This is a genomic window from Chryseobacterium sp. X308 (genome assembly GCF_020733145.1).
Classification (GTDB): Bacteria; Bacteroidota; Bacteroidia; order Flavobacteriales; family Weeksellaceae; genus Chryseobacterium; species Chryseobacterium cupriresistens.
In genome coordinates this window covers 187,141-211,971 of the sequence record NZ_JAJFZH010000002.1, presented here as the reverse complement: position 1 = coordinate 211,971, position 24,831 = coordinate 187,141, and the positions used below count along the sequence as shown (strand labels likewise).

Genomic DNA, 24,831 nt, shown 5'->3' with positions numbered 1-24,831 from the left:
GATCGCTGCCTGATATCATTCAGGGTATTTTCCTGACGGTTTTTGAAAATGAACCGTCTTGATGGGGAATCTATTGCCCTTACTTTAATTGTTTACGATCAAAATCACAAATATCTAAAACTAAACCATTATGAAAAAACTTTTAAATCTTCTCAGCATTCATTCTATATGTTTGTTTTTCAGCTGTCTGGCGTATGGGCAGCTTACAACTGTAAAAATTGATAAGAACATATCTTATCAGAAAATAAAAGGGTTCGGAGGATTTGTCTGCAGTCCCCAGTTTGCCTATAATCATATGTCTACCTCAGAAATTCAGACGCTTTGGGGAGCTTCCAGTGAAGGCGGATATAACATTATGAGATTGTATATCCCTGAAAACAGCAGCAACTGGAGTTCTGTACTGGCTACAGCACAGCTCGCCAAATCAATGGGACTTACCATTTTTGCCTCACCATGGACAATGCCTGCAGCCTGGAAAACCAATAACCATGTGAATGCTGTGTATACTGATGCCAATGGTGTACAGCAGATAGGATATCTGAAAACCGAAAATTACCAGGATTATGCCCTTTATCTCAACAGTTTTGTAACCTATCTTCAGAACAACGGAGTAGAGCTTGATTATATCTCCATTCAAAATGAGCCGGATGAAATGGCTCAGTATCAGGGATGTATCTGGACTCCTGCACAAATTACCACTTTCATCAAGAACTATGGGCAGCTCATCAACTGTAAAGTGATTGCCCCGGAAAGTGTGGGATTTACGGATAACTTTGCCAGTGCTTTGCTGGATCCTGCGGCAATGGCTAATTTTGAAGTTTATGGAGGGCATCAATACGGGCTTATGCAGTCTACCTACAAACAATTCCAGAATTATAATAAAGAAATCTGGCAGACAGAATATCTGATCAACTGGAACTCTTCATCCACTCAGCCGGCAAGAGATTTCAGCTGGAACATAGATGCTTTTACTTTCGCCGGCAGCGTCAACAATGCATTATTAGGTAATGTCAATGCATGGATTCATTATTCTGCCAAACGGTATTACGGATTGATGGGGGACGGAACTTATGGAACTTCTGCAGGTGTAATGACCAAAAGGGGTTATATCCTTTCACATTATGCCAAGTACACAACAGGAAAGACGAGAATAGATGCAAAATGGGATGACAAAACCGGAGTATTACAAGGCTCTTCCTATATTTCCCAGGATGGTAATCAGGTCGTTCTTATGGTCATTAATCCTTCTCAGAATGCCTATAGCCTGAAGGTTGACCTGCCTTTTTATACTATTTCGGGAACAAAGATATTGACCAATACACAATCCAATATGGTGAGTACACCTATTTCTTTGAGTACGGCAACATTCCGACCCACTGCTGATATTGCCCCTTCCAGTGTCATGACTTTTGTTTTTAATAAAAGTGGGGACAGACCTGCTTCTCTCATGACAGGCGGTGATATTCATTATAATAAAATTGAAACCCAGACTACTACCAGTACAGCTTTTGGGACAGGATTCAATATCAGCAATACAACGGTGACGTTCTCCAATCCAAGCCCTCTTATCAGTAATAATATGACTGCTGCTAACGGATATCTTCAGCTTAATGACCGGTACAATAAACTGATCCTGCATGTAAACAGCTATACAACAGCGGGACAAAGCTATTCAGACAATACGACTTTATATTACATCAACAGCCAGGGCGTAACGAAATCATATAATTACGGCAAGATTAATTTTCCGCAGGGAGGAAACTTCGATATCACATTAGATATTTCAAGACAGGTGCTTACAGACGGATGCAAAGGAATTTTAGGACTGAGAAATTCCAATTACAGCTCCGTACTTACGCTTAATCTCGGAGATGTTTATTTCAATGTAGGTAATGAAATTGCTTCTAAATTCGGAGGAACCTACTCCGCAAGCGACAGCTATCTGATGGATGCACTGGAAAACGGCTATTATACTTCTGTAGACTTCAGAAATGCATCAGGAGTTACATCCTCCAACAACTGGCAGCCTATGAGTGCCAACACTAACAGCATTTATTATGTAAATTCAAACGTAAGTTCATCTGCCAATAATGTGATCTCCGGTACTACATGTTCAAATCTTGTCCTTTCCGGTCAGGGCAAGGATTTTCAGGTGCCGTTTAACTTCACAGCGAATACAGCTTCTTACAGCCGTGCCTTTAATGGTTATGACGTGCTGATCTTGCCATTCCAGGCTAATATACCTTCCGGAGTTACTGCTTATCTGATGTCTCCGAATGCCAATAATATCAGCTGTACTGCAATTTCAAACGGGATCATTCCTGCAAACACTCCGGTACTCATCAATGCGACAGGGAATATTACTTTCAATGGTTCAGGAAATGTTTCCACACCCAAAGCAATCACGGTCAATCAGATGAACGGAGTATATCAGAGTATCAAAGTTCCGGCGAATGCCTATGTGCTGAAAACAGAAAACGGAGTAACAGGCTTTTATAAAGTAACTGCCGGAAGCGAGCCTGCAATAGGATCTTTCAAAGCATATCTTACAGAAGAAAATGCCTATTCAGCTAATGTTCTTCCTTTAAATTTCGGATCGTTAAGTGCCAGAAACATTTTTGTTGAAGCTAAAAAAGAGGGGATAAAAATATATCCTAATCCGGTAAAAGCAGATCTTTTCATTGATTCTGATCTGTCAGAAGCAGCTGCCATCATTTTTGATGCTAGAGGAAGCGTTATCAGAACCGGGTTGAAAATAAATTCAGGGAAAAACCAAATTAATGTGGGGAATTTCCCGGCTGGTATTTACTTTATTGAGGTTACTCAAAAAAATAATACAGTCGTAAAACAAAAATTAATCAAAGAATAAATTGAATCCTAAGCCATCATGAGCATTGCTTATGGTGGCTTTATTTCCACAATTTGGTAGATGAAAACCAAAAGTAAGTAGGATTTACTATTAATTTAAGTGTATTATTTACATTTATTTAAAATAGAACGTTATATTTGTTTTTCATTGCATTGTTGCTGAATAATACTGGCAATTTGTATAAAATAAGAATGAAAACATAATTATCCGTAAAAATCTGTAAAATCAGTGGGTTGAAAATCATTAATCACAAAATCAACAGCCATTTTTCGGACTTTGCTAACCCCATTCTTATAAAGAATTATGCGCAGTCATCTGTGAAAATCCGTGAAATCTGTGGTTAGAAAATCATTAATTACAGAATCCACAAAGTCTTAGGACTTTATTGAAACCACATACCTATGAAAAGAATTGTAATAATCCTATGTGCAACCCTTGCAGCACCTTTATTTTTTGCCCAGAGCCATTATACATATCCATTCAGAAACCCGGATCTTCCGGTTAATGAAAGAATAGAGAACCTTCTTACTTTACTGACAACAGAAGAAAAGATAGGAATGATGATGGATAATTCCCAGGCAGTTCCACGTCTGGAAATTCCAGCCTACGGATGGTGGAATGAAGCACTTCACGGAGTGGCCAGAGCAGGAACAGTTACTGTCTTCCCTCAGGCGATCGGGATGGCGGCCACATGGGATGTTCCGGAGCATTTGAAAACTTTTGAAATGATCTCTGATGAAGCACGGGCAAAATACAACAGGTCTTTTGATGAAGCTCTAAAAACAGGACGCTATGAAGGACTTACCTTCTGGACACCCAATATCAATATTTTCCGTGACCCAAGATGGGGAAGAGGCCAGGAAACCTATGGTGAAGACCCTTATCTGACCTCTGCTCTGGGTGTTGCTGCAGTAAAAGGTCTGCAGGGAAACGACCCGAAATATTTTAAAACCCACGCCTGTGCCAAACATTTTGCAGTACACAGCGGACCGGAATGGAACCGCCATTCCTACAATGCAGAAATTTCAAAAAGAGATCTGTATGAGACCTATCTGCCGGCTTTTAAAGCATTGGTTCAGGAAGGGAATGTAAGAGAAGTAATGTGTGCTTACAATGCTTTTGACGGGCAGCCATGTTGTGCAAACAATACTTTACTTACAGAAATTCTCCGTGGAAAATGGAAGTATGATGGAATGGTAGTCTCAGACTGCTGGGCACTGGCCGATTTCTATCAGAAAAAATACCACGGCACCCATCCTGACGAAAAAACAACCGCAGCAGATGCTCTGAAACATTCCACGGATCTGGAATGCGGAGATACCTATAACAATCTAAACAAATCTCTGGCCAGCGGACTGATTACCGAAAAAGATATCGATGAGTCGATGCGCAGAATCCTGAAAGGCTGGTTGGAGCTGGGAATGCTTGATCCGAAATCTTCCGTTCACTGGAATACCATTCCATATTCTGTTGTCGATTCTGAAGAACATAAAAAGCAGGCACTGAAAATGGCACAAAAATCAATTGTGCTGATGAAAAACGAAAAGAATATCCTGCCTCTCAGAAGAAATATTAAAAAAATTGCCATTGTAGGACCAAACGCTGATGACGGATTGATGCAGTTAGGAAACTATAACGGAACCCCTTCTTCCATTGTAACGATTTTAGACGGAATCAAAACCAAATTCCCGAATGCTGAAATTATCTACGAAAAAGGAAGCGAAGTAACAGATCCTTCTTCCAGAACATCACTCTATCAAAATTTTATCAGTCAGAAAAACGGTGCGAAAGGAATGAAAGTAGCGTTTTTCAATAACAATGAATTCAAAGGGCAGCCGGCCAATGTTTCCGTAAATTCAACCGCCATCAGCTATAACAGTTTTGGAGGAACCCGACTTGCGCCCAATGTAGGAAGAGAAAATACATCAGCGATCATTTCAGGCATTTTCAAAAGTACCTATACAGGAGAGGTCGTGTTTTCTGCTTCCACTTCCGATATCTATACACTTTTCGTGGACGGAAAAGAAATCGCAACAAGAAAAGGGCCTGATGCAAGACATCCTTCAGAGTTTCCTGTAAAAATGGAAAAAGGAAAAGAATACAAGATAGAACTGCGTCATACACAAAAAGGAAAATATGTGAGCATCAGCTTTGAAGTCTACAGAAAAGACCCTGTTAATTTTGCTTCTGTAAGGGAAAAGGTGAAAAATGCAGACGTCATTGTCTTTGCAGGCGGGCTTTCCCCAAGTCTGGAAGGTGAAGAGATGATGGTGAATGCAGAAGGCTTCAAAGGCGGTGACAAAACTTCGATTGCCCTTCCTAAAGTCCAGAGGGACCTGTTGGCGGAGCTTAGAAAAACCGGCAAACCTGTTGTTTTTGTTCTTTGTACCGGAAGTGCTCTGGGATTGGAACAGGATGAAAAAAATTATGATGCCCTGTTAAACGCCTGGTATGGCGGACAATCAGGAGGAACTGCTGTGGCAGATGTTTTGGCAGGGGATTATAACCCTTCCGGAAAATTACCCATTACCTTTTACAAAAACCTTGAACAGCTGGACAACGCCCTTTCAAAAACAAGCAAGCACGAAGGATTTGAAAATTATGATATGCAGGGAAGAACCTACCGTTATATGACGGAAAAGCCACTTTATCCATTCGGGCACGGTCTGAGCTATTCAAAATTTGTTTATGGAGATTCAAAACTGAGCAAAAATACGATCAGTACCAACGAAAATGTGACGATCACAATTCCGGTAGCCAATGTTTCAGAAAGGGATGGTGAAGAAGTGGTTCAGGTCTATATCAAAAGAAATAACGATTCCCAGGCTCCTGTAAAAACGTTAAGGGCTTTTGAAAGAACTTTGATTAAATCTAAAGAAACAAAAAATATTCAGCTGATCCTTTCCAAAGAATCATTTGCATTCTACGATGAAAAAGCAGATGATCTGGTTTCAAAACCCGGCGACTATACCATTTTTTATGGCGGAACTTCTGATGATGCGGGGTTAAAAAGTATTCCGCTAAAAGTAAAATAAAAATTGATTCAGGACAAATTGAGATTTGCTTTAGCTTCAAAATATACGATCTATGACAACAAAAAACAAAATATTTTCCATCGCAATTTCCCTCAGTGCTGCTTTTTTTTCGGCTCAGAATAATACAGTCCGTACTTTTAATCTGGATCTGAAAGAAACCTCTGCACCTGTTAAAATACAACCCACCATGTACGGAATTTTCTTTGAAGACATCAATTTTGCAGCTGATGGCGGATTGTATGCGGAACTGATTAAAAACCGCAGCTTTGAATTTGATGAACCTTTTACAGGATGGAAACAGCCCAACACAAAAACACTTTCTCCTAATCTGGATTCCGGATTTCTGACCATTTATTCCGATCCTGCCAAAACCAATAAAAATTATGCACGAATTACTGTTCTGAATGATAAAAATTATCTTCTGGAGAATGAAGGATTCAGAGGAATAGGGCTTCATCAGGGAGAACAATATGATTTCAGTTTTGATCTGGAGAATGTTTCAGGAAATGTTGCTGCGGTAAATGCAAGTCTTGTTGATGAAAATGGGAAGGAAATTTCTTCAGTTTCCACACTTATAAAGAGAAACGGATGGCAGAGATATACAGCTGTTTTTAAATCACCACAAACTGTAGAAAAAGCAAAACTGCGGATTACATTTACCGGAAACGGTATTGTCAACATGGATATGATCTCACTCTTCCCGCAGGATACCTGGAAAGGCAGAAAAGGTGGATTACGAAAAGATCTAGTTCAGAAACTATACGATTTGCAGCCCGGATTTTTGAGGTTTCCGGGAGGCTGTATTGTAGAGGGAAGAACTTTGGCAGAACGCTATCAGTGGAAAAAAACAATAGGAAATATAGCAGACCGTGAATATCTTATCAATAAATGGAGTACAGGATTTCCACATCGTCTTACACCGGATTACGGACAGTCTTTCGGGCTGGGATTTTACGAATATTTCCAGCTTTCCGCAGATCTGGGCGCAGAACCTGTTCCTATTCTGAGCTGTGGTATGGCATGCCAGTTCAATACCGCAGAACTGGTGAAAATGGAAGACCTGGATCCTTATGTTCAGGATGCCCTTGACCTGATTGAATTTGCCAACGGGGATTCCGGAACAAAATGGGGAAGAATCCGTACTGAAATGGGACATCCAAAGCCTTTTAACCTAAAATTTATCGGAGTAGGAAATGAACAGTGGGGAGCAGATTATATTGAACGTTATAAAGTATTTGAAAAAGCCATTCACACAAAATATCCTGACATTAAGATCATTTCCGGAAGCGGACCATCACCCGACGGCGAATTCTTTGAATATGGCTGGAAAGAGCTGAAGCAGCTTAACGCACAGATTGTTGATGAACATTATTACAACTCACCCGACTGGTTTATGAAAAATGCTGGAAGATATGACCATTATGATCGTTCCGGGCCAAAAGTCTTTGCCGGAGAATATGCAGCCCAGTCTGTAGGTGTGGTAAAACCTGATAATAAGAACAACTGGCTGACGGCCCTTTCAGAAGCCGCTTTTATGACCGGTCTTGAAAGAAATGCAGATGTGGTGTATATGACTTCCTATGCACCGCTTTTTGCCCATGCTGACGGCTGGCAGTGGACGCCCGATCTCATCTGGTTCAATAATCTGAAATCTTACGCGACACCGAATTATTATGTTCAGAAATTATTCTCCAACAATAAAGGAACGGATGTACTGAAAATAGAAAGCAACGGAAAAGCAGTATCTGGCCAGGAAAAATTATACGCTACAGCAGTAAAAGACGCGAAAACTCACGAGATTATTATTAAAATCGTCAATACTGATACTCAGGCTAAAACAGTAAATATCAACCCCGGAACTCTGAAAATCGGTAAAAAAGTAACCAAAATTCTTCTGTCTGCCCCGCAGCTTTCTAGTGAAAATAATTTCGATGCTGAACCTGTGAAACCCAAAGAGGAGAATTCAGAAGCTAAAAAAGGTGAAATTTCAACAGAAATTCCGGCCAATTCTTTGGTTGTTTTAAAGGTTAAAATAATTTAATAGATTGTTTTGTAGTATGTTATAAAAAATAAGTGTGTTTTTTACATTTATTTAAAATAGAATCTTATATTTGTTTTTATCTCATCAGGAGAATTTAAAATCTCAATAATCAAAAACGTTTCACCACCATGAAAAAATATGTTATCGGGCTGGACTACGGTACAGATTCCGTACGGGCCGTCCTTATTGATACTGAAAACGGTTCCGAAATAACTTCTTCAGTCAGCTACTACCAGAGATGGAAGGAAGGCCGATTTTGTAATCCTTCAGCCAACAGTTTCAGACAGCATCCTTCAGATCATATTGAAGGTCTGGAAAAAACGATTTCAGAAATAGTAAAAGAAAGCGGGATACCGGCAGAGCAGATCGTCAGTATTTGTATTGATACTACAGGCTCTTCACCGTTACCAGTAACAAGTGATGGAACTGCTCTGGCGCTGGTTCCGGGATTTGAAGAGAATCCCAATGCCATGATGGTTTTATGGAAAGACCATACTGCCATTCGTGAAGCCGAAGAAATCAATACCCTTGCGAGAAACTGGGGTGGTGAAGATTATACAAAATATGAAGGCGGTATTTACTCTTCAGAATGGTTCTGGGCCAAAATACTGCACATCAGTAGAGAAGATGCAAAAGTAAAAAATGCTGCGTACACCTGGATGGAGCACTGTGATTATCTGACCTATCTTTTATCAGATCATAAAGACCTGGCCACGTTCAAAAGAAGCCGTTGTGCTGCCGGTCACAAAGCCATGTGGCATGAATCATGGGACGGTCTGCCTTCCGAAGAATTCCTCAACAGGCTTGATCCTTCTCTCGGAACCCTCAGAGGAAGATTATACAGGGAAACCTATACTTCAGATGAAGTTGCCGGCTATCTGAATGAAGAATGGGCCGCAAAAACAGGTCTTACCACCAAAACCATTATTACGGTAGGAACTTTTGATGCCCATTCAGGCGCAGTGGGAGCAAAGGTGGAAGAAAATACACTGATCAGGATCATGGGAACTTCCACCTGTGACATTATGGTGGCCTCACAAGAAGCTATTGGAGATACAACCGTAAAAGGAATCTGCGGTCAGGTTGATGGCTCCGTAATTCCCGGATTGATAGGACTTGAAGCAGGGCAGTCCGCGTTTGGAGATGTTCTGGCATGGTATAAAGATATTCTGATGTGGCCGGTTCACCAGGTGATGATACATTCCGAAAGTATTTCAGAGGAGCAGAAGACAAAGCTCGCTGAAGAAATGGAGGCCGGACTTATCAGAAAATTAACCCTTGAAGCAGAAAAAATTCCTCTTTCCGATGCCTTTCCGGTTGCCTTGGACTGGGTAAACGGAAGAAGAACACCGGATGCAGATCAGGAACTTAAGGCAGCGATCAGCCAGCTTTCTCTGGGAACAAAAGCACCCCATATTTTCAAAGCTTTAGTCAATGCTATTTGTTTCGGAGCTAAGAAGATCGTTGACCGTTTTGAGGAGGAAGGTGTGAAAATCAATAAAGTGATCGGAATTGGAGGAGTGGCAAGGAAATCACCATTTATTATGCAGACACTCGCTAATGTTCTGGATATGCCTATTGCAGTAGCTGCTTCAGACCAGACTCCTGCTTTGGGAGCCGCAGTTTATGCAGCTGTATCAGCAGGAATTTATCCGACTGTACAGGAAGCCAGTATGAAAATGGGCTCCGGATTTGAAGCGGAATACCAGCCGAAAGCCGAAGAAGTGCAGCACTACAGAGAACTAATGCAGCAATACCAGAAGCTTGCTGATTTTGTAGAATATAATACCAGACTGAAAAACAACAGGAAAGAACTTCAGAACTCCTGATTTTCCATTTTAACCTTTTGAATAATACTCAAAATGAATACCTATAAAGAACTCCAAAGAGAATGTTATGAAGCGAATATGCAGCTGGATGCCCTGAAGCTGGTGGTCTATACCTTCGGAAATGTAAGCGCTGTAGACCGCGATAAGGGGATTTTTGCCATTAAACCAAGCGGTGTACCTTATGATATTTTAAAGCCGGAAGATATGGTGATTTTAGATTTTGATGCCAATGTCATTGAAGGCAGGCTCAGACCTTCTTCCGATACCAAGACCCATGCTTACCTGTACAAAAACTGGGAAAATATCGGTGGAATTTCCCACACGCATGCCATCTATTCCGTGGCGTGGGCACAGGCACAAATGGATATCCCTGTTTTCGGAACCACCCATGCAGACCATCTTACGGCAGATATTCCCTGCGCTCCACCGATGCGGGATGAGCTGATCGAAGGAAACTACGAATACAACACAGGAATACAGATTCTGGAATGCTTTAAAGAAAAACAGCTCTCTCCGGAAGAAGTGGAAATGGTTCTTATTGGCAATCACGGTCCGTTTACCTGGGGAAAAAATGCAGAGAAGGCAGTTTACAACAGTAAAGTACTGGAGACCATTGCTGAAATGGCTTATATCACCAGACAGATCAATCCTGATGCGGAACGTCTGAAAGACTCACTTATCAAAAAACATTATGAACGTAAACACGGCAAGAATGCCTACTACGGACAGGAATTTAAACACTAAACACTTTAAGATAAACAACTATTAACGATCAACAAAACTATGTTAACACCTCTCAATACCAAAGAAGTCTGGTTCATCACAGGAAGTCAGCATTTATACGGACCAGAAACACTGGCGCAGGTAGCAGACCACTCAAAAAAAATTGGGGAAGAACTTGAAAAATCTTCTTTCATTCCGGTAAAAATTATTGTAAAGCCAACGGTAAAAACTACCGAAGAGATATTTGAAACCATTGCAGCAGCCAATCATGCAGAAAACTGTATAGGAGTAATTACGTGGATGCATACTTTTTCACCCGCTAAAATGTGGATCAGAGGATTAAAAATTTTACAGAAACCTCTTCTGCATCTGCATACCCAATTCAACAGAGATATTCCGTGGTCTACCATGGATATGGATTTTATGAATCTCAACCAGGCAGCTCATGGAGACCGTGAATTTGGTTTTATGGTAAGCAGACTCCGAAAGAACAGAAAAGTCGTGGTAGGACACTGGTCAGAAGAAAGAGTTCAGAAGCAGATCGGTGACTGGAGCCGCGTTGCTGGAGGCTGGGACGACTGGCAGGGAGCTAAATTTGCACGCTTTGGAGATAATATGAGATTTGTAGCCGTTACAGACGGTGACAAAGTGGAAGCTGAAACCCGGTTCGGTTTTTCAGTCAATACCTGGGGTATCGGTGATCTTGTAGGCGTTATCAATTCTGTAAGTGAGGGGGAAATAAAAAGCCTTATGGAAGAATATGAATCTTCTTATCACATGGCAGCCTCCCTTTTGGAAGGAGGAGCCAACAGAAGTTCGCTGCACACCGCTGCAAAAATTGAATTGGGCCTTGAGAAGTTTTTAAAAGACGGAGGATTTAAAGGATTTTCAGATACCTTTGAAGACCTTCACGGGCTGGAACAGCTGCCGGGAATTGCCGTACAGCGCCTGATGCAGAAAGGATACGGATTTGCAGGCGAAGGAGACTGGAAAACAGCGGCACTGGTACGTGCCATGAAAACAATGGGGCAGGGCCTTGAAGGAGGAAATGCTTTTATGGAAGATTATACCTATCATCTTGATCCTTCTAACCCTTCTATTTTAGGCTCCCACATGCTGGAAGTAGATCCTGTGTTGGCAGCCGGGAAACCATCATGTGAGATTCATCCGTTGGGAATCGGAGGGAAAGCAGATCCCGTTCGTCTTGTTTTTAACTCCAGAGGAAATATTGATTCCCTGAACGCTGCCCTGATGGACTTTGGAAACCATTTCAGACTGCTGATCAACAAAACCAGAGCATTGGAAATTACAGAAGAGCTGCCAAAACTTCCGGTAGCAAGAGTTTTATGGAAACCTCTTCCTGATTTATACACAGCCGCAGAAGCCTGGATACTGGCCGGAGGGGCACACCATACATGTTACAGTGAAAATATTTCGGCAGAACAGCTGGAAGATTTTGCTGAAATAGCAGGAATTGAATCATTAGTCATTGATGAAGATACCAGAATGCGTGATTTTAAAAATACACTTCGTTGGAATGAAATGTATTATCGTTAATTAATTGTAAAAAATATGTAAATAATTATGAAAAAAACAACATTTAACGGCATTTTTATTTTATTATTTTTAATTATTTTCGGCTGCAGAAAAGAAAATAACAAACAGGATATTTCAGGAAAAATGGAGAATGTTCAAACTTCAGACTATGGAGTGACGCCCAAAGGCGATTCTATTAAAAAATACACATTAAGCAATAAAAACGGGATGAAAGTTGAGGTCATCAACTTCGGCGGGATTATCACTTCTTTAACTGCTCCTGATAAGAACGGGAAATATGAAGACGTGGTTCTGGGTTTTACAAAACCTGAAGGATATTTCGATGGAAACCCTTATTATTTCGGGGCTTTGATCGGAAGATACGGCAACAGAATTGCCAATGCAAAATTTACACTCGATGGCAAAACCTATGAAATCAACAAAAATGATGGCCCCAACAGCCTTCACGGAGGAAAGGAGGGATTTCATAACAGATTCTGGAATATTGAGGTAGTAAAAGATGCAAAATTTCCGACATTGAAATTATCCTATACCAGTGCAGACGGTGAGGAAGGATATCCGGGGAAATTAACAACAACTGTTTTTTACACGCTTACAGACGACAATGCATTGGAAATTTCCTATGAAGCTGAAACTGATAAACCAACAGTGGTAAATCTTACCCAACATTCCTATTTTAACCTGTCAGGAAATTTTACAAAAACGATTACCGATCATGAACTGCAGATTAATTCGGATCATTTTCTTCCGGTGAATGAAACTTTAATTCCTACAGGTGAACAAAAAGCCGTAAAAGGAACTCCTTTTGATTTTACGGTTTCAAAGCCTATCGGAAAAGATATCAGTGCAGACGATGATCAGCTGAAAAAAGGAAAAGGATATGACCACAACTGGATTTTGAATGGAAAAGGTTTGAGAAGTATCGCCAAAGTGTATCACCAGGGAACAGGAAGATTAATGGAAGTCTTCACAGATGAACCCGGTGTGCAGTTTTATTCCGGAAATTTTCTTGACGGAAAGTTTGATACCAAAACCGGTGGTAAAAATGAATTCAGAACAGGGTTCTGCTTAGAGACGCAGCATTTCCCGGATTCACCGAATCAGCCTTCTTTTCCTTCCACAGAACTGAAGCCCGGACAGAAATACCACTCGAAAACCATCTATAAATTCTCCGTAAAAAAGTAAACTATGGGAAAATTAGCAACTATTGATATCATCATATTCCTGATCTATTTTGTAGTGGTAGCTTCTTACGGATTATGGATCTATAAAAAGAAAAAATCTGAATCTACAGGAAGTAAGGACTATTTCCTTGCGGAAGGATCTTTGACCTGGTGGGCGATCGGAGCCAGCTTAATTGCTTCCAATATCTCTGCTGAACAGTTTATCGGAATGAGCGGTGAAGGTTTCTTTGTCGGAATCGCTGTTGCCGCTTACGAATGGATTGCTGCCGTTGCACTGATCATTATCGCAGTCTGGTTTATTCCGATCTATCTTAAAAATAAGATTTATACCATGCCCCAGTTTCTGGAAAGAAGGTATAACAAATCTGTTTCGCTCATCATGGCCGTATTCTGGCTGTTTCTGTATGTTATCGTGAATCTTACTTCCATTCTTTACCTTGGTGCTCTTGCCATCGATACTTTGCTGGGAGGAGAGCATCTTCACGGTATTATGATCGCTCTTTTGCTTATGGCCCTTCTGATCGGTCTCGGAGGAATGAAAGTAATTGGATATACAGACGTTATACAGGTGGCTGTCCTTATTATCGGAGGTTTTGCAACGGTGTATATGGCGTTGCAGATCGTGGATCAGAGAATCAACGGAGCCGCTGTAGGAAATGCGCTGGCAGGATTCAATACCCTGATCAATGAGGCTCCGCAGCACTTTAAGCTGATTCTTCAAAAACCAACAACTACGACTACTACTTTGGCAATGCCTCAGAACCTTGAGGTACAGAAATATGTAGTGTTACCGGGTCTGGCCATGTATTTTGCCGGGCAGTGGATTGTTAACCTGAACTATTGGGGATGCAATCAGTATATTACACAGAGAGCTTTGGGAGCAGATCTGAAAACGGCAAGAACAGGAATTTTATTTGCAGGTTTTCTTAAATTATTCATGCCTGTAATTGTAATGCTTCCGGGAATCGCTGCTTATGTTTTATATTCCAAAGGACACCTTCCGGGATTCAACGGAGTGAAAGACGGTGCCTACTCTGCAATATTAGGATTTTTACCTGTTGGACTTAAAGGATTGGCGATTGCAGCATTGACAGCAGCAATTGTAGCCTCACTGGCAGGAAAAGTGAACAGTATCTCAACCATTTTTACCCTGGATATCTATAAGAAATACCTTAAAACAGATGCCACCGAAATTCAGATGGTGAGAACAGGCCGCTGGGTCATTATTATCGCCATGATGGCAGCACTGGCCTTTACCTGGACAGATGTTTTAGGAATTGGTGGTGAAGGCGGTTTCACATTTATCCAGAAATATACGGGCTTTATCAGTCCGGGAGTTTTTGCCATGTTCCTTCTGGGAATGTTCTGGAAAAGAACGACTGGCACAGCTGCTTTGGTAGGAGTGATTTTAGGATTTGTCCTGGCGATCTTCTTCAACAGCTTTGCCGTTGAAATTTTCGGGAAAGAGACGTGGATGTATACAGCATTCACTTATGAAAAGCTGGAAAATGGGGTGGTTCATACCATTACCGAAATTCCTTTCCTGATCAATATGGGATGGTCGTTTTTTATCACCATAATCGCCATGATCCTGATCAGTCTTGCAGGTCCGAAAATTAATCCTAAAGCCTTTGCCATTGATGTAGCAATGTTTAAAGTAGACAACAGGACATTAGTTTTGATTGTGATGACACTGCTTTTACTGACCGCCTTGTATGTAAGATTTTGGTAAACGTAGAAATATGTTATAAGTGAATAGTCAATAGTGAATTCGTTTCACTGTCAATTTTAAAAAATTCACCATTGACTGCGAAGCAAATTGACTTTTTAAAAGTGAATAGTCAATAGTGAATTCGTTTCACTGTCAATTTTAAAAATTCACCATTGACTTGCGAAGCAAAATTGACTTTTACAATGCTAAAAGTGAATAGTCAATAGTGAATTCGTTTTACTTGTTAATTTTAGAAACTCATCATTGACTGCGAAGCAAATTGATTATTTAAAAGTGAATGGTCAATAGTGAATTCGTTTTACTTGTTAATTTTAGAAACTCATTATTGACTGCGAAGCAAATTGATTATTTAAAAGTGAATAGTCAATAGTGAATTCGTTTCACTGTTAATTTTAGAAACTCATTATTGACTGCGAAGCAAAATTGACTTTTCACATCAATAAAAAAACCAGGATGCTTAAAAAGCATCCTGGTTTTTTTATTATATCTTCTGACAATTAATTCATTCCAATATATTTGAACTTGAACAATTGACATGACGTGCCGTAATAATCCCAAAGGTGTAAGTTTGAATTGCCATCCATGGTACAGTTGGGAATATCCCAGCCACGTGTAGGGTCCACCTTGGACAGGATTTTATAATAACCATTGGAGACAGCAACTACCTGCCAGGCTTGTGCATCATTACCATAGTTCTGCCAAAGCCTGATCGAGGTTCCCAGTGTATTGCTGTTACTGGCTAAGTCAATGCAGCGATTGGTTGCACTCGCTTTGGATACAAAACGCCAGTAACCATTGCCGGCGTCAATGGCAACCCAGCGTTGTGCGGCAGCACCATTCCTTGTCCATGGTCTTAACACTGCGCCATTGGCATCCTCTCCGGATTTTAGATCAACTACTTTATTGGCATCGGTCTGAAACTCGATCTCGTAAATACCATTATTAACCAGGCTGCTGGTTGTATTACAGTTTCCAACAGGATAATTGGAGGATGCATATTGCTGGAACCACTGTTTAACTGGTGCGGCGCAGGCTTCCCAATCATTGTTGTAGGCTGTTCCTGCATTAGGATCGCCTTTGTGGAGGAGGTTATCCGGGGCAAGAACATTCCAGCTTACATTGCCTGACTGATCCACGATATATTTTAAATTGGCGCCAAATCCGCTTCCGCCTGCCGTACCTGTTGTACCGATGCCGAAGGTACCATATCCCTGAGGTGCCCAGTCGGTCTCGGTAATTGCAATCGGTGCAATGTCTGCGATTGGTTTAACATTGATATTCCATGCATTCTGAAAGGCTTGATAGTTGTTGACACCACCCCAGTAACCCGGATAGATATGAACAGCATAACCAATATTACCACCTGTAATCTGGTTATTGACATAACCCTGATAATGCGATTGCCAGCCTGTACCCGGTATCCAGCAAACATTATTGGCTCCATTGTTGCGAATGATGTTGACTAATGGCTGGAAGAAGTTTTTAAGTGCTGCAAAGTGCTCGTTTCCTGTCGATCCCCATGTGCCATTTGTACCCAGAATCTCAACAGGTTCGTTGGCTAATTCGAACATCACGTTGTCAGCATTCTTCAATCCGGGATGTTGAGAAAGGAAAGTCCATACCGTCTTAAGATAGCTATGGTACGCATCATTCACTGCAATACGGCTCGGACATACACCTGGCGGACGTAGGATGACATACATTCCCAGGCTGCGGGCATGGTTGATCAGTGGGATTATTACCTGATCTGTATAAGTTACCAGGCGGTTATAATTGAATCTTGAGATATCGTTCTCAGGGATAGCCGGTCCGGGATCATTGGTCCAATACGGATCAATATGAAGGCGGATGTAATTGAGATACCAGCCATCAGCAGCGCTGCTGAGCTTGTTCATGACAGCTTTATTATAGTTCAGTGCGCCCTGTACATTGTAATTATCCCAGGTACAGTAGCCGGAATTGGCGCCATACTGACAGCCATTGAACCAGGGGCTTGGAGTTATGGCGACACCATGTAAGACAACATTATTGTTACAGGGGTCTTTAAGGTATTTGCCTCCGACATGCAGCATTGGTGTTGCGGCCAATGCTCTTGCACTACTGCTGGTACTTAAGTTGGTGTCAGGGTCTTCTAGTAAATTTTTTTCATCCATCGTAGAACAGCTGGAAAGAATAATTAACAGAAAGGCCAAAAAAAGCCACATTTTGTTTGTTCTCATAATTTGATATATTTAAAGTTTGGTCTTATTTTTTAGCCGTCAATATTTTGATTCTCCATCCCGCGCAGGAGTATTGCGCAGATAAGTAAAACTTCTTAATTTTTATTAACGGTGGATTTGAATAAGGATTGATTTTCAGATTACTAAACCGTTTAACCTGTTTGTCTCCATATCTCCTTACCTAAATACCGGTTTTAGGTAGAATACTGGAATCATTTCTATTCAGTTTGCAATTTGAAAATCTTTTTCTCTCTTTTTCTGGTTCCCACGAAGTTAAGTTCGGGGTTTGTGAAAATTTGAGTTGTTATTAAATATGGTTATTAGTTTTGTATAAAAATACACATAATATTAAATATAAATCAATATTTTATCAAAAATTAACAAAAAATTACATATCATAAATAAGATTATAAACCATATAATTATAATGCCTTGTGTGGTAGGAGAAAAGAAAAAACCTTATCATAAATTTTTATTACGATCATTCTGAAAAAAGACAAAATAACTGTTTGTCCTGCTGGAAATTTCCGCCAGGAACACAAAAAAAATCTCACAAATGTGAGATTTTTATAAGAGTATGCTGAATTTTGTATCATTCTAAATTGTTAATTTTCTGGAATACTTTTTCCAAAATTAAACAGGCTGGTCTATCAGATTTTAAACATAAATCCCCGCGAGATTTTTTTATTGTATTTTTTTTCATCAAAACGATAAAGAAAAGACCCTTTTCTGGATGACGTCATATCCTTTTTATTCGTATTCACAAGGATATCCATACTGTTGATCTTGCTGGTAAAATTCCGCTTGTCAAATTTTTCATCAAAAATAGCTTCATAAAGATTCTGAAGATCTTTCATTGTGAACTTTTCAGGAAGAAGCTCAAATCCTATAGGTCCTGTGGAAGCTCTTCTCCTCAGCCTGGCTACAGCATCCTTTACCATTTCGTTATGATCGAAAATAAGGTCAGGAGCTTTCTGAAGTTCCACCCATTTTGCACTGTACTGCTCATTGATCTGGATATCTTTCTCAATATTGATCAGTGCATAATAGGAGATAGACATGATTCTGGCCGTCGGCTCACGGTTAATTTCCGTATAACATTTCAGCTGTTCAAGATATATATTTTCAAGACCGGTCAATGTACACAGAACTCTGTTAGCCGCCTCATCAGAAGTTTCCTCACTGCCAACGAAGCCACCCATCAATGACCATTCGCCCATTTGAGGTTCAAAATTTCTTTTTACCAAAAGGATTTTAAGATTTTCGCCGTCAAAACCGAAAATGATACAGTCAACGGCAACAAGGTGTTTGGGATATTGGGAGTAATCCTCAGTCATCTTTTATATTTTACTACAAAGGTAAAGCTTTTATGAATATGATATTATATAAATGTGATTCATACACTTTTTAATCTGAATGATTTATTTCATTAAAATTATTCCTAACGGATATTTTGGGAGGTAAAACCTGTATCAAAACCGGAAAATATCACTGAAATCAGGTTAATCATACATGAATTGAATGTTAAAATTGTGTTAAAATTAAAAAGAAGATTGATAATAGTCAAGAAAAGGGACTTAACGTTAAAAATACGATAAGGTATTTGCTATATCTTTGAAATTTTTGCCAAAACATATCCTGAATTCATTTTCATAGGGAATTATATGGTTGTAAGGTTTTGTTTTACTGTAAATTAATTATCTTATTTTTTATGATAAGGTAGTGTGTTTTTTGTTGTTTTCAGGGCTTTATTGAAAGTTTTAAATGAAAAAATAAGTCAAACAGACTCAGGAAATGTTTCGTATATAGATTCTTTCTGTTATTTTAGAAATGTTGAATTAACATTTATCCATGACCCCAAAACTTTCGGTTATTTTATTGTGTTTTGCTTCATTTGCCTCAGCGCAGATGAATAAGAAAATTCATTATTTCCCTTTGGAAACTGTAAAGTTATCAGAGAGTGTTTTCAATAAAGCTATGATAGCAGACCGTCAATATCTCATGGCTATGGAACCTGACAGGCTGCTGGCTCCTTATCTTAAAGAAGCCGGGCTGAAACCCAAGGCAGATAATTATCCTAATTGGGAAAATACAGGATTGGATGGTCACATAGGAGGACATTATATTTCCGCATTATCCCTGATGTATGCTTCTACAGGAGATACCGCAATACAACAGAGAATTGATTATATGATCAGTGAGCTGGAACGTTGCCAGAAAGCCTCTCCGGACGGATACATTTCAGGGATTCCCGACGGGAAAAAGATATGGAAAGAAATAAAACAGGGAAATATTCGCGCTTCAGGCTTCGGTTTGAACGACAGGTGGGTACCTTTATATAATATTCACAAACTATACTCAGGACTGCGAGATGCGTATTGGTATGCCAGAAATGAAAAAGCAAAGGCAATGCTTATAAAGCTTACAGATTGGATGGCAAATGAAGTTTCAGACCTTTCTGATGAACAGATACAGGATATGCTGCGCAGTGAACATGGAGGGCTCAACGAAGTTTTTGCAGATGTTTACGAGATCACTCATGACCGGAAATATCTCAAACTGGCTCACCGTTTTTCCCATCAGGCTATTCTTACACCGCTTTTATCAGGAGAAGATAAACTTACAGGACTGCATGCCAATACACAGATTCCAAAAGTAATCGGCTATAAACGTATTGCCGATCTTGAGAATAATACGTCCTGGAGTAATGCCGCTGATTTTTTCTGGCATAACGTTACAGAGAAAAGATCTTCAGTTATTGGTGGTAACAGTGTCAGTGAGCATTTTAACCCTGTCAATGATTTCAGCAGCATGATAAAAAGTATTGAAGGTCCGGAAACCTGCAATACCTACAATATGCTCAAGCTTACTAAAGAGCTTTATGCAACGCAGCCCGAATCATATTATATAGATTATTACGAAAAAGCATTATACAATCATATTCTTTCCACAGAAAATCATGATCAGGGAGGCTTTGTTTACTTTACGCCAATGCGTCCCGGACATTACCGTGTGTATTCACAGCCTCAGACCAGCTTCTGGTGCTGTGTGGGATCCGGAATGGAAAATCATGCCAAATATGGGGAAATGATTTATGCCCGGTCGGATAAGGATTTATTTGTAAACCTGTTTATTCCTTCCACATTGACATGGAAACAGCAAAAAGTAGTGCTCCGCCAGGTTAATAACTTCCCGGAAGTTCCTGAAACAACATTGATCTTTGATGCCGCGGGAAAATCAGAATTTGATGTAAAACTGAGATGTCCGGAATGGACGACACCTTCAGAAGTAAAAATTCTGATCAACGGAAAACAGCAGAAAGCACAGCGTGGTTCTGACGGCTATTTTACACTGACCAAAAAATGGAAAAAAGGAGATGTCGTGAAAATGATTTTACCAATGCATCTTTCCGCAGAACAGCTGCCTGACCGCTCCAGTTATTATGCATTTAAATACGGACCTGTGGTGCTTGCCGCAAAATACGGGACCGAAAACCAACAGGGACTCCTTGCGGACGATAGCAGAGGAGGCCATATTGCTCATGGTCCGCAGATCCCTTTAAACGAAATTCCCGTTATCCTCGGAAATTCTTCAGAAGTTGTCAGTCATATCGCGCCTTCGAACAATAAACCGCTCAACTTTACCGTTACAGGTCTTTATCCGTCTGAAAAATTTGGGAAAGGTTTAGATCTTGTACCGTTTTACAGTATTCAGGCAGAAAGATATATTTTATACTGGCCTCAGGCTGACAAAAACGGAATAGAAAATATTTTGAAGCAAAGGGCAAAAGAAGAAGCAGAAACCAGAAAACTGGATATGATCACCACAGATAAGATCCAGCTGGGAGAACAGCAGCCGGAATCAGATCACTTTATAGAAAGCAAAGACTCTGGTACAGGATATATGGAAGACCGCCATTTCCGTGATGCCAAAGGCTGGTTCAGTTACCAGATGAAAAATACCAGAAAAAATGCTTCATATCTTTACCTGCTGTACTTTGATGCGAATACCAGCCGTACGCTGAATATTGAGATCAACGGTAAAAAAATCATTACCCAAAATCTGGAAGGAAAGTCCGGAAGTTTACCCCAATATCTGATTGTTCCGATTCCGGATTCAGAAAAAAATAAAGAAAATTTTACGGTGAAATTCCTTGCAGATGAAAAACTCATGACCGCTAAAGTCATTGAAGTCCGTTTACTGACAGAAAATTACGAAAAGAAATAAAGCTGAACCAACATTAAAAACAGATTTTTTCCATGAAGAACAGAACTCTATATTTATTATTTTTTCTTGCAGCTATTTGCAGTTTTCATGCAAAGGTAAGGCTTCCCGCATTGGTTTCAGACGGAATGATCCTTCAGAGAAATCAGGATCTTAAAATCTGGGGATATGCCGATGCAGGAGAAAAAATTACAATTAAGTTTATCAATAAAACGTATAATGCCACAGCAGACCAAAGGGGAAACTGGTCTCTTATGCTTCCAAAGCTTAATGCCGGAGGTCCATATACCATGATGATTAATGAGATCACCCTTAAAGATATTCTTATTGGTGACGTGTGGGTAGCCTCAGGACAATCCAATATGGAACTTCCGATGCGCAGGCTGACACCTTTATATGAAAATGAAATTAAGAACGCCAATAATCAGAATATTAGATTCTTTACAGTCCCGCAGAAATATAATTTTAAAGCTCCGCAAAATGATCTTGACGGCGGGAAGTGGGAAAGTACCAATCCTCAGACTATTCTTGATTTTTCAGGCGTTGCTTATTTCTTTGCCAAAGAATTGAATGAAAAAAATAAAGTTCCGGTAGGAATTATTCATACCAGCTTGGGAGGCTCTCCGGTTCAGGCCTGGATGGATGAAAAATCACTGAAAAAATACCCGGAATACCTGGCTGAAGCAGAAAAATGGAAAAACGATGACCTGATACAATCTACAGAATCCCAGGAAAGATCATTAAGCAAAGCCTGGTATGCAGAGCTGGATCAGAGTGATATTGGTTTCAACCAACACTGGGAAAAAGATAACGGGAATGATTCCGGGTGGAAAACCATGATGGTACCGGGATCATGGGAAGATCAGGAAGCTCCGTTTGACGGTTCGGTATGGTTCCGTAAAGAAATTATTCTGCCCAAAGGAGTGGATCAGAAAACAGCATTTCTCAATCTGGGAAGGATAAAAGATGCTGATATTACTTACATTAATGGGATTAAAGTAGGAAATGTAACCTATGAATATCCGCCGAGATGGTATGACATTCCGAAAGGTGTTTTAAAAGAAGGAAAGAATATCATTACCGTAAGAGTCATCAATGGCAGCGGAAAAGGACAGTTTATCGCTGATAAGCCGTATTATCTGGAAATTGACGGACAAAAAACAGACCTTAAAGGCGAGTGGAAATATAAAATAGGAGCAAAAATGGAAAAAATGGCTCCCGGACAAACATTTATCCGCTGGAAACCGGTAGGTCTTTACAATGCGATGATTAATCCGCTGATCAATTATAAAATCAAAGGATTTATCTGGTACCAGGGTGAAAGCAATACCGGGAAACCAAAAGAATATGGAGATTTATTGTCAACAATGATTTCAGACTGGCGTTCAAAATGGAATAAGAAAGACCTGCCGTTCTTCATTGTGCAGCTGGCCAATTTCATGGAAAAAAAAGATGAACCGATTGAAAGCAACTGGGCTGAGCTGAGAGAACAGCAGAGACAGGTTTCTCTTAATGTTCCTTATTCAGGACTTGCGGTAACGATTGATGTGGGAGAATGGAATGATATTCATCCGCTCAATAAAAAAGCAGTAGGTGACAGGCTGGCTTTACAGGCCCTGAAAATTGGGGAAGGCAAAAAGATCATAGCTGACGGCCCCGTTTATCAGTCGATGAAGACAGAAGGCAATACCATTATTTTATCCTTTAAAACCGGAACAGATGATCTGGTACAGGGAAGCCTTAAAGGTTTTGCCATACAGCAGAAAGACGGCAGCTACCAATGGGCAAAAGCAGAAGCAAAAGGTAATAAAGTTAGGGTATGGAATGATCAGGTCACCAGTCCTGTTAATGTACGTTACGACTGGGCAGACAACCCGGACGGCAATCTTAAAAACAAAAGCAGGCTTCCTGCTTCACCTTTTACAACAGAAAAAAATTAATTTAACATAGAAAATCTCATTAAAATCAATGGATCATCAGCCACAAAAAATATCGGTAATAGAAAAAGTAGGGTATAGCCTGGGAGATCTGGCAGCTAACCTTGTTTTTCAGACCTTAGTAACCTACCTGACCTATTTTTATACAGATATTTACGGACTCAAGGCAGAGGATGCTTCTGTTATCACCCTTACGGTAGGATTAATTGCCGGATTTGGTTTTAACCCGCTTATCGGAGCGCTGGCAGACCGTACAAGCTCACGATGGGGGAAATTCCGTCCATGGATTTTATTTACCGCTGTACCGCTTGGTATTGCAGCACTATTAGCTTTCAGTACGCCTCACTTTTCCTATCAAGGTAAAATGATCTATGCTGCGGTTACCTATTCATTATTATTGTTATTATATGCTTCCAATAATTTGCCATATGCTGCATTGAGCGGTGTTATTACAGGAGATATGGGAGAAAGAAACAGTATTTCTTCATACCGTTTTGTAGCAGTAATGTTTGCGCAGTTTTTTGTACAGGTATTTATGCTTCCTATCATTTTATATGTAGGACATGGAGACAAAGCACAGGGAATTGAGACCGTTATGACATGGCTGGCTGTGATCGGATCCATCATGCTTTTGATTACCTTCTTTACCACCAAAGAAAGAATCATTCCCAAACCGGAGCAGAAATCAAGTCTGAAAGAAGATTTAAAAGATTTATTCCAGAACAGACCCTGGATTATTATGCTTACCGTGACCGCATTTATATTTATCACACTGGCCATGAAAGGAGGATCGTATGTATACTATTTCAACAACTATGTGGATGAAAATGCACTCAAAAGTTTTATCTCACCCATTACAGCATTTTTTAATTCTGCAGGGATGAATTTCTTTGGAGAAGACCCGAAATCTGCAGGATTCGGATTGTTTAATGCAGGAGGAATTGTGATGATGATTGTCGGCATTACCTTCTCTAAAAAACTGGCAGACAGATTTGGAAAAAGAGATACTTTTATCGCTTCATTATTCATTTCTACACTGTTTATCCTGTTCTTTATATTTTATCCTCCAAAAGCAGTGGGGGTTATGTTCCTGTCACAGATTTTACACGGATTCTTTTATGGAATCAGCACACCGCTTTTGTGGGCGATGATTGCTGATGTGGCCGACTATTCGGAATGGAAGAACAACCGCAGGGCAACGGCTATTATCTTTTCTGCCATGATGGTAGGATTGAAAGTAGGTCTAAGCATTGGAAGCTCTCTGGTAGCTTTGATTATTGGAAAATACGGATACATTTCAGTACACGGGAGCGAGCAGGTGATTCAGCCTGAAACAGTGGCAGCAGGAGCGAAGATGCTCGTGAGTATATTCCCGTCCATTCCGTTTTTCATTGCCTGCGGACTGCTTTTATTTTACAAAATCAATAAAAAAATGGAAGTTCAGATTGAAAAAGATCTGGCTGAAAGAAGAAAATAAAAAA

The 24,831-nt window shown here is 40.2% G+C and carries 13 protein-coding genes; 11 read left to right on the top strand and 2 right to left on the bottom strand.

The genetic code is table 11. The annotated features are described in order from the left end of the window. Positions 1-130: 130 nt before the first annotated feature. From LIV57_RS03980 to LIV57_RS03945, 8 genes are all read left to right on the top strand, one after another. Entirely contained in the window at positions 131-2,869 is a 2,739-nt protein-coding gene (locus tag LIV57_RS03980; protein ID WP_227941513.1) for a T9SS type A sorting domain-containing protein, read from the top strand. Positions 2,870-3,270: 401 nt separating this feature from the next. Further along, entirely contained in the window at positions 3,271-5,904 is a 2,634-nt protein-coding gene (locus LIV57_RS03975) for a beta-glucosidase (protein ID WP_227941512.1), read from the top strand. 52 nt (positions 5,905-5,956) lie between these two features. Next, on the top strand, positions 5,957-7,945 hold the full coding sequence (locus LIV57_RS03970; RefSeq protein WP_227941511.1) for an alpha-L-arabinofuranosidase C-terminal domain-containing protein: 1,989 nt from the start codon (positions 5,957-5,959) through the stop codon (positions 7,943-7,945). Between the two features lie 128 nt (positions 7,946-8,073). Next, positions 8,074-9,774 (top strand): ribulokinase, encoded by a 1,701-nt coding sequence (locus LIV57_RS03965; RefSeq protein WP_227941510.1) that lies wholly within the window; start codon positions 8,074-8,076, stop codon positions 9,772-9,774. Positions 9,775-9,807: 33 nt separating this feature from the next. Then, positions 9,808-10,518 carry an L-ribulose-5-phosphate 4-epimerase gene (locus LIV57_RS03960; protein ID WP_227941509.1) on the top strand — a complete coding sequence of 237 codons (711 nt, stop codon included), beginning with the start codon at positions 9,808-9,810 and terminating at the stop codon, positions 10,516-10,518. A 39-nt stretch (positions 10,519-10,557) separates the two neighbouring features. After that, complete coding sequence (gene araA, locus LIV57_RS03955) at positions 10,558-12,054, top strand: L-arabinose isomerase (protein ID WP_227941508.1); 1,497 nt, start codon at positions 10,558-10,560, stop codon at positions 12,052-12,054. Between the two features lie 27 nt (positions 12,055-12,081). After that, complete coding sequence (locus LIV57_RS03950) at positions 12,082-13,239, top strand: aldose epimerase family protein (protein WP_227941507.1); 1,158 nt, start codon at positions 12,082-12,084, stop codon at positions 13,237-13,239. A gap of 3 nt (positions 13,240-13,242) precedes the next feature. Beyond that, on the top strand, positions 13,243-14,970 hold the full coding sequence (locus LIV57_RS03945) for a sodium:solute symporter family transporter (protein ID WP_227941506.1): 1,728 nt from the start codon (positions 13,243-13,245) through the stop codon (positions 14,968-14,970). 497 nt (positions 14,971-15,467) lie between these two features. Here the strand turns inward: LIV57_RS03945 and LIV57_RS03940 are convergent, their stop codons facing one another. After that, positions 15,468-17,189: an RICIN domain-containing protein gene (locus LIV57_RS03940; RefSeq protein ID WP_227941505.1), complete on the bottom strand. Its 1,722-nt coding sequence runs from the start codon at positions 17,187-17,189 to the stop codon at positions 15,468-15,470. 650 nt (positions 17,190-17,839) lie between these two features. Then, positions 17,840-18,526, bottom strand: coding sequence for an NUDIX hydrolase (locus tag LIV57_RS03935; RefSeq protein WP_047422617.1), 687 nt, complete (start codon positions 18,524-18,526; stop codon positions 17,840-17,842). A 514-nt stretch (positions 18,527-19,040) separates the two neighbouring features. Here LIV57_RS03935 and LIV57_RS03930 point away from each other — a divergent pair. From LIV57_RS03930 to LIV57_RS03920, 3 genes are read left to right on the top strand one after another with little or no spacing between them, the layout of a single operon-like run. After that, entirely contained in the window at positions 19,041-21,416 is a 2,376-nt protein-coding gene (locus tag LIV57_RS03930; RefSeq protein WP_227941504.1) for a glycoside hydrolase family 127 protein, read from the top strand. A 32-nt stretch (positions 21,417-21,448) separates the two neighbouring features. Beyond that, positions 21,449-23,353 (top strand): sialate O-acetylesterase, encoded by a 1,905-nt coding sequence (locus LIV57_RS03925; protein WP_227941503.1) that lies wholly within the window; start codon positions 21,449-21,451, stop codon positions 23,351-23,353. A gap of 28 nt (positions 23,354-23,381) precedes the next feature. Next, positions 23,382-24,827, top strand: coding sequence for an MFS transporter (locus LIV57_RS03920; RefSeq protein ID WP_227941502.1), 1,446 nt, complete (start codon positions 23,382-23,384; stop codon positions 24,825-24,827). The last annotated feature ends 4 nt before the right edge of the window (positions 24,828-24,831 follow it).

What these genes read in the sequence shown, in the direction of transcription:
- LIV57_RS03980 (WP_227941513.1), top strand. Translation starts at nt 131, where the DNA reads ATGAAAAAACTTTTAAATCTTCTCAGCATTCATTCTATATGTTTGTTT.
- LIV57_RS03975 (WP_227941512.1), top strand. Translation starts at nt 3,271, where the DNA reads ATGAAAAGAATTGTAATAATCCTATGTGCAACCCTTGCAGCACCTTTA.
- LIV57_RS03970 (WP_227941511.1), top strand. Translation starts at nt 5,957, where the DNA reads ATGACAACAAAAAACAAAATATTTTCCATCGCAATTTCCCTCAGTGCT.
- LIV57_RS03965 (WP_227941510.1), top strand. Translation starts at nt 8,074, where the DNA reads ATGAAAAAATATGTTATCGGGCTGGACTACGGTACAGATTCCGTACGG.
- LIV57_RS03960 (WP_227941509.1), top strand. Translation starts at nt 9,808, where the DNA reads ATGAATACCTATAAAGAACTCCAAAGAGAATGTTATGAAGCGAATATG.
- araA (WP_227941508.1), top strand. Translation starts at nt 10,558, where the DNA reads ATGTTAACACCTCTCAATACCAAAGAAGTCTGGTTCATCACAGGAAGT.
- LIV57_RS03950 (WP_227941507.1), top strand. Translation starts at nt 12,082, where the DNA reads ATGAAAAAAACAACATTTAACGGCATTTTTATTTTATTATTTTTAATT.
- LIV57_RS03945 (WP_227941506.1), top strand. Translation starts at nt 13,243, where the DNA reads ATGGGAAAATTAGCAACTATTGATATCATCATATTCCTGATCTATTTT.
- LIV57_RS03940 (WP_227941505.1), bottom strand. Translation starts at nt 17,189, where the DNA reads ATGAGAACAAACAAAATGTGGCTTTTTTTGGCCTTTCTGTTAATTATT.
- LIV57_RS03935 (WP_047422617.1), bottom strand. Translation starts at nt 18,526, where the DNA reads ATGACTGAGGATTACTCCCAATATCCCAAACACCTTGTTGCCGTTGAC.
- LIV57_RS03930 (WP_227941504.1), top strand. Translation starts at nt 19,041, where the DNA reads ATGACCCCAAAACTTTCGGTTATTTTATTGTGTTTTGCTTCATTTGCC.
- LIV57_RS03925 (WP_227941503.1), top strand. Translation starts at nt 21,449, where the DNA reads ATGAAGAACAGAACTCTATATTTATTATTTTTTCTTGCAGCTATTTGC.
- LIV57_RS03920 (WP_227941502.1), top strand. Translation starts at nt 23,382, where the DNA reads ATGGATCATCAGCCACAAAAAATATCGGTAATAGAAAAAGTAGGGTAT.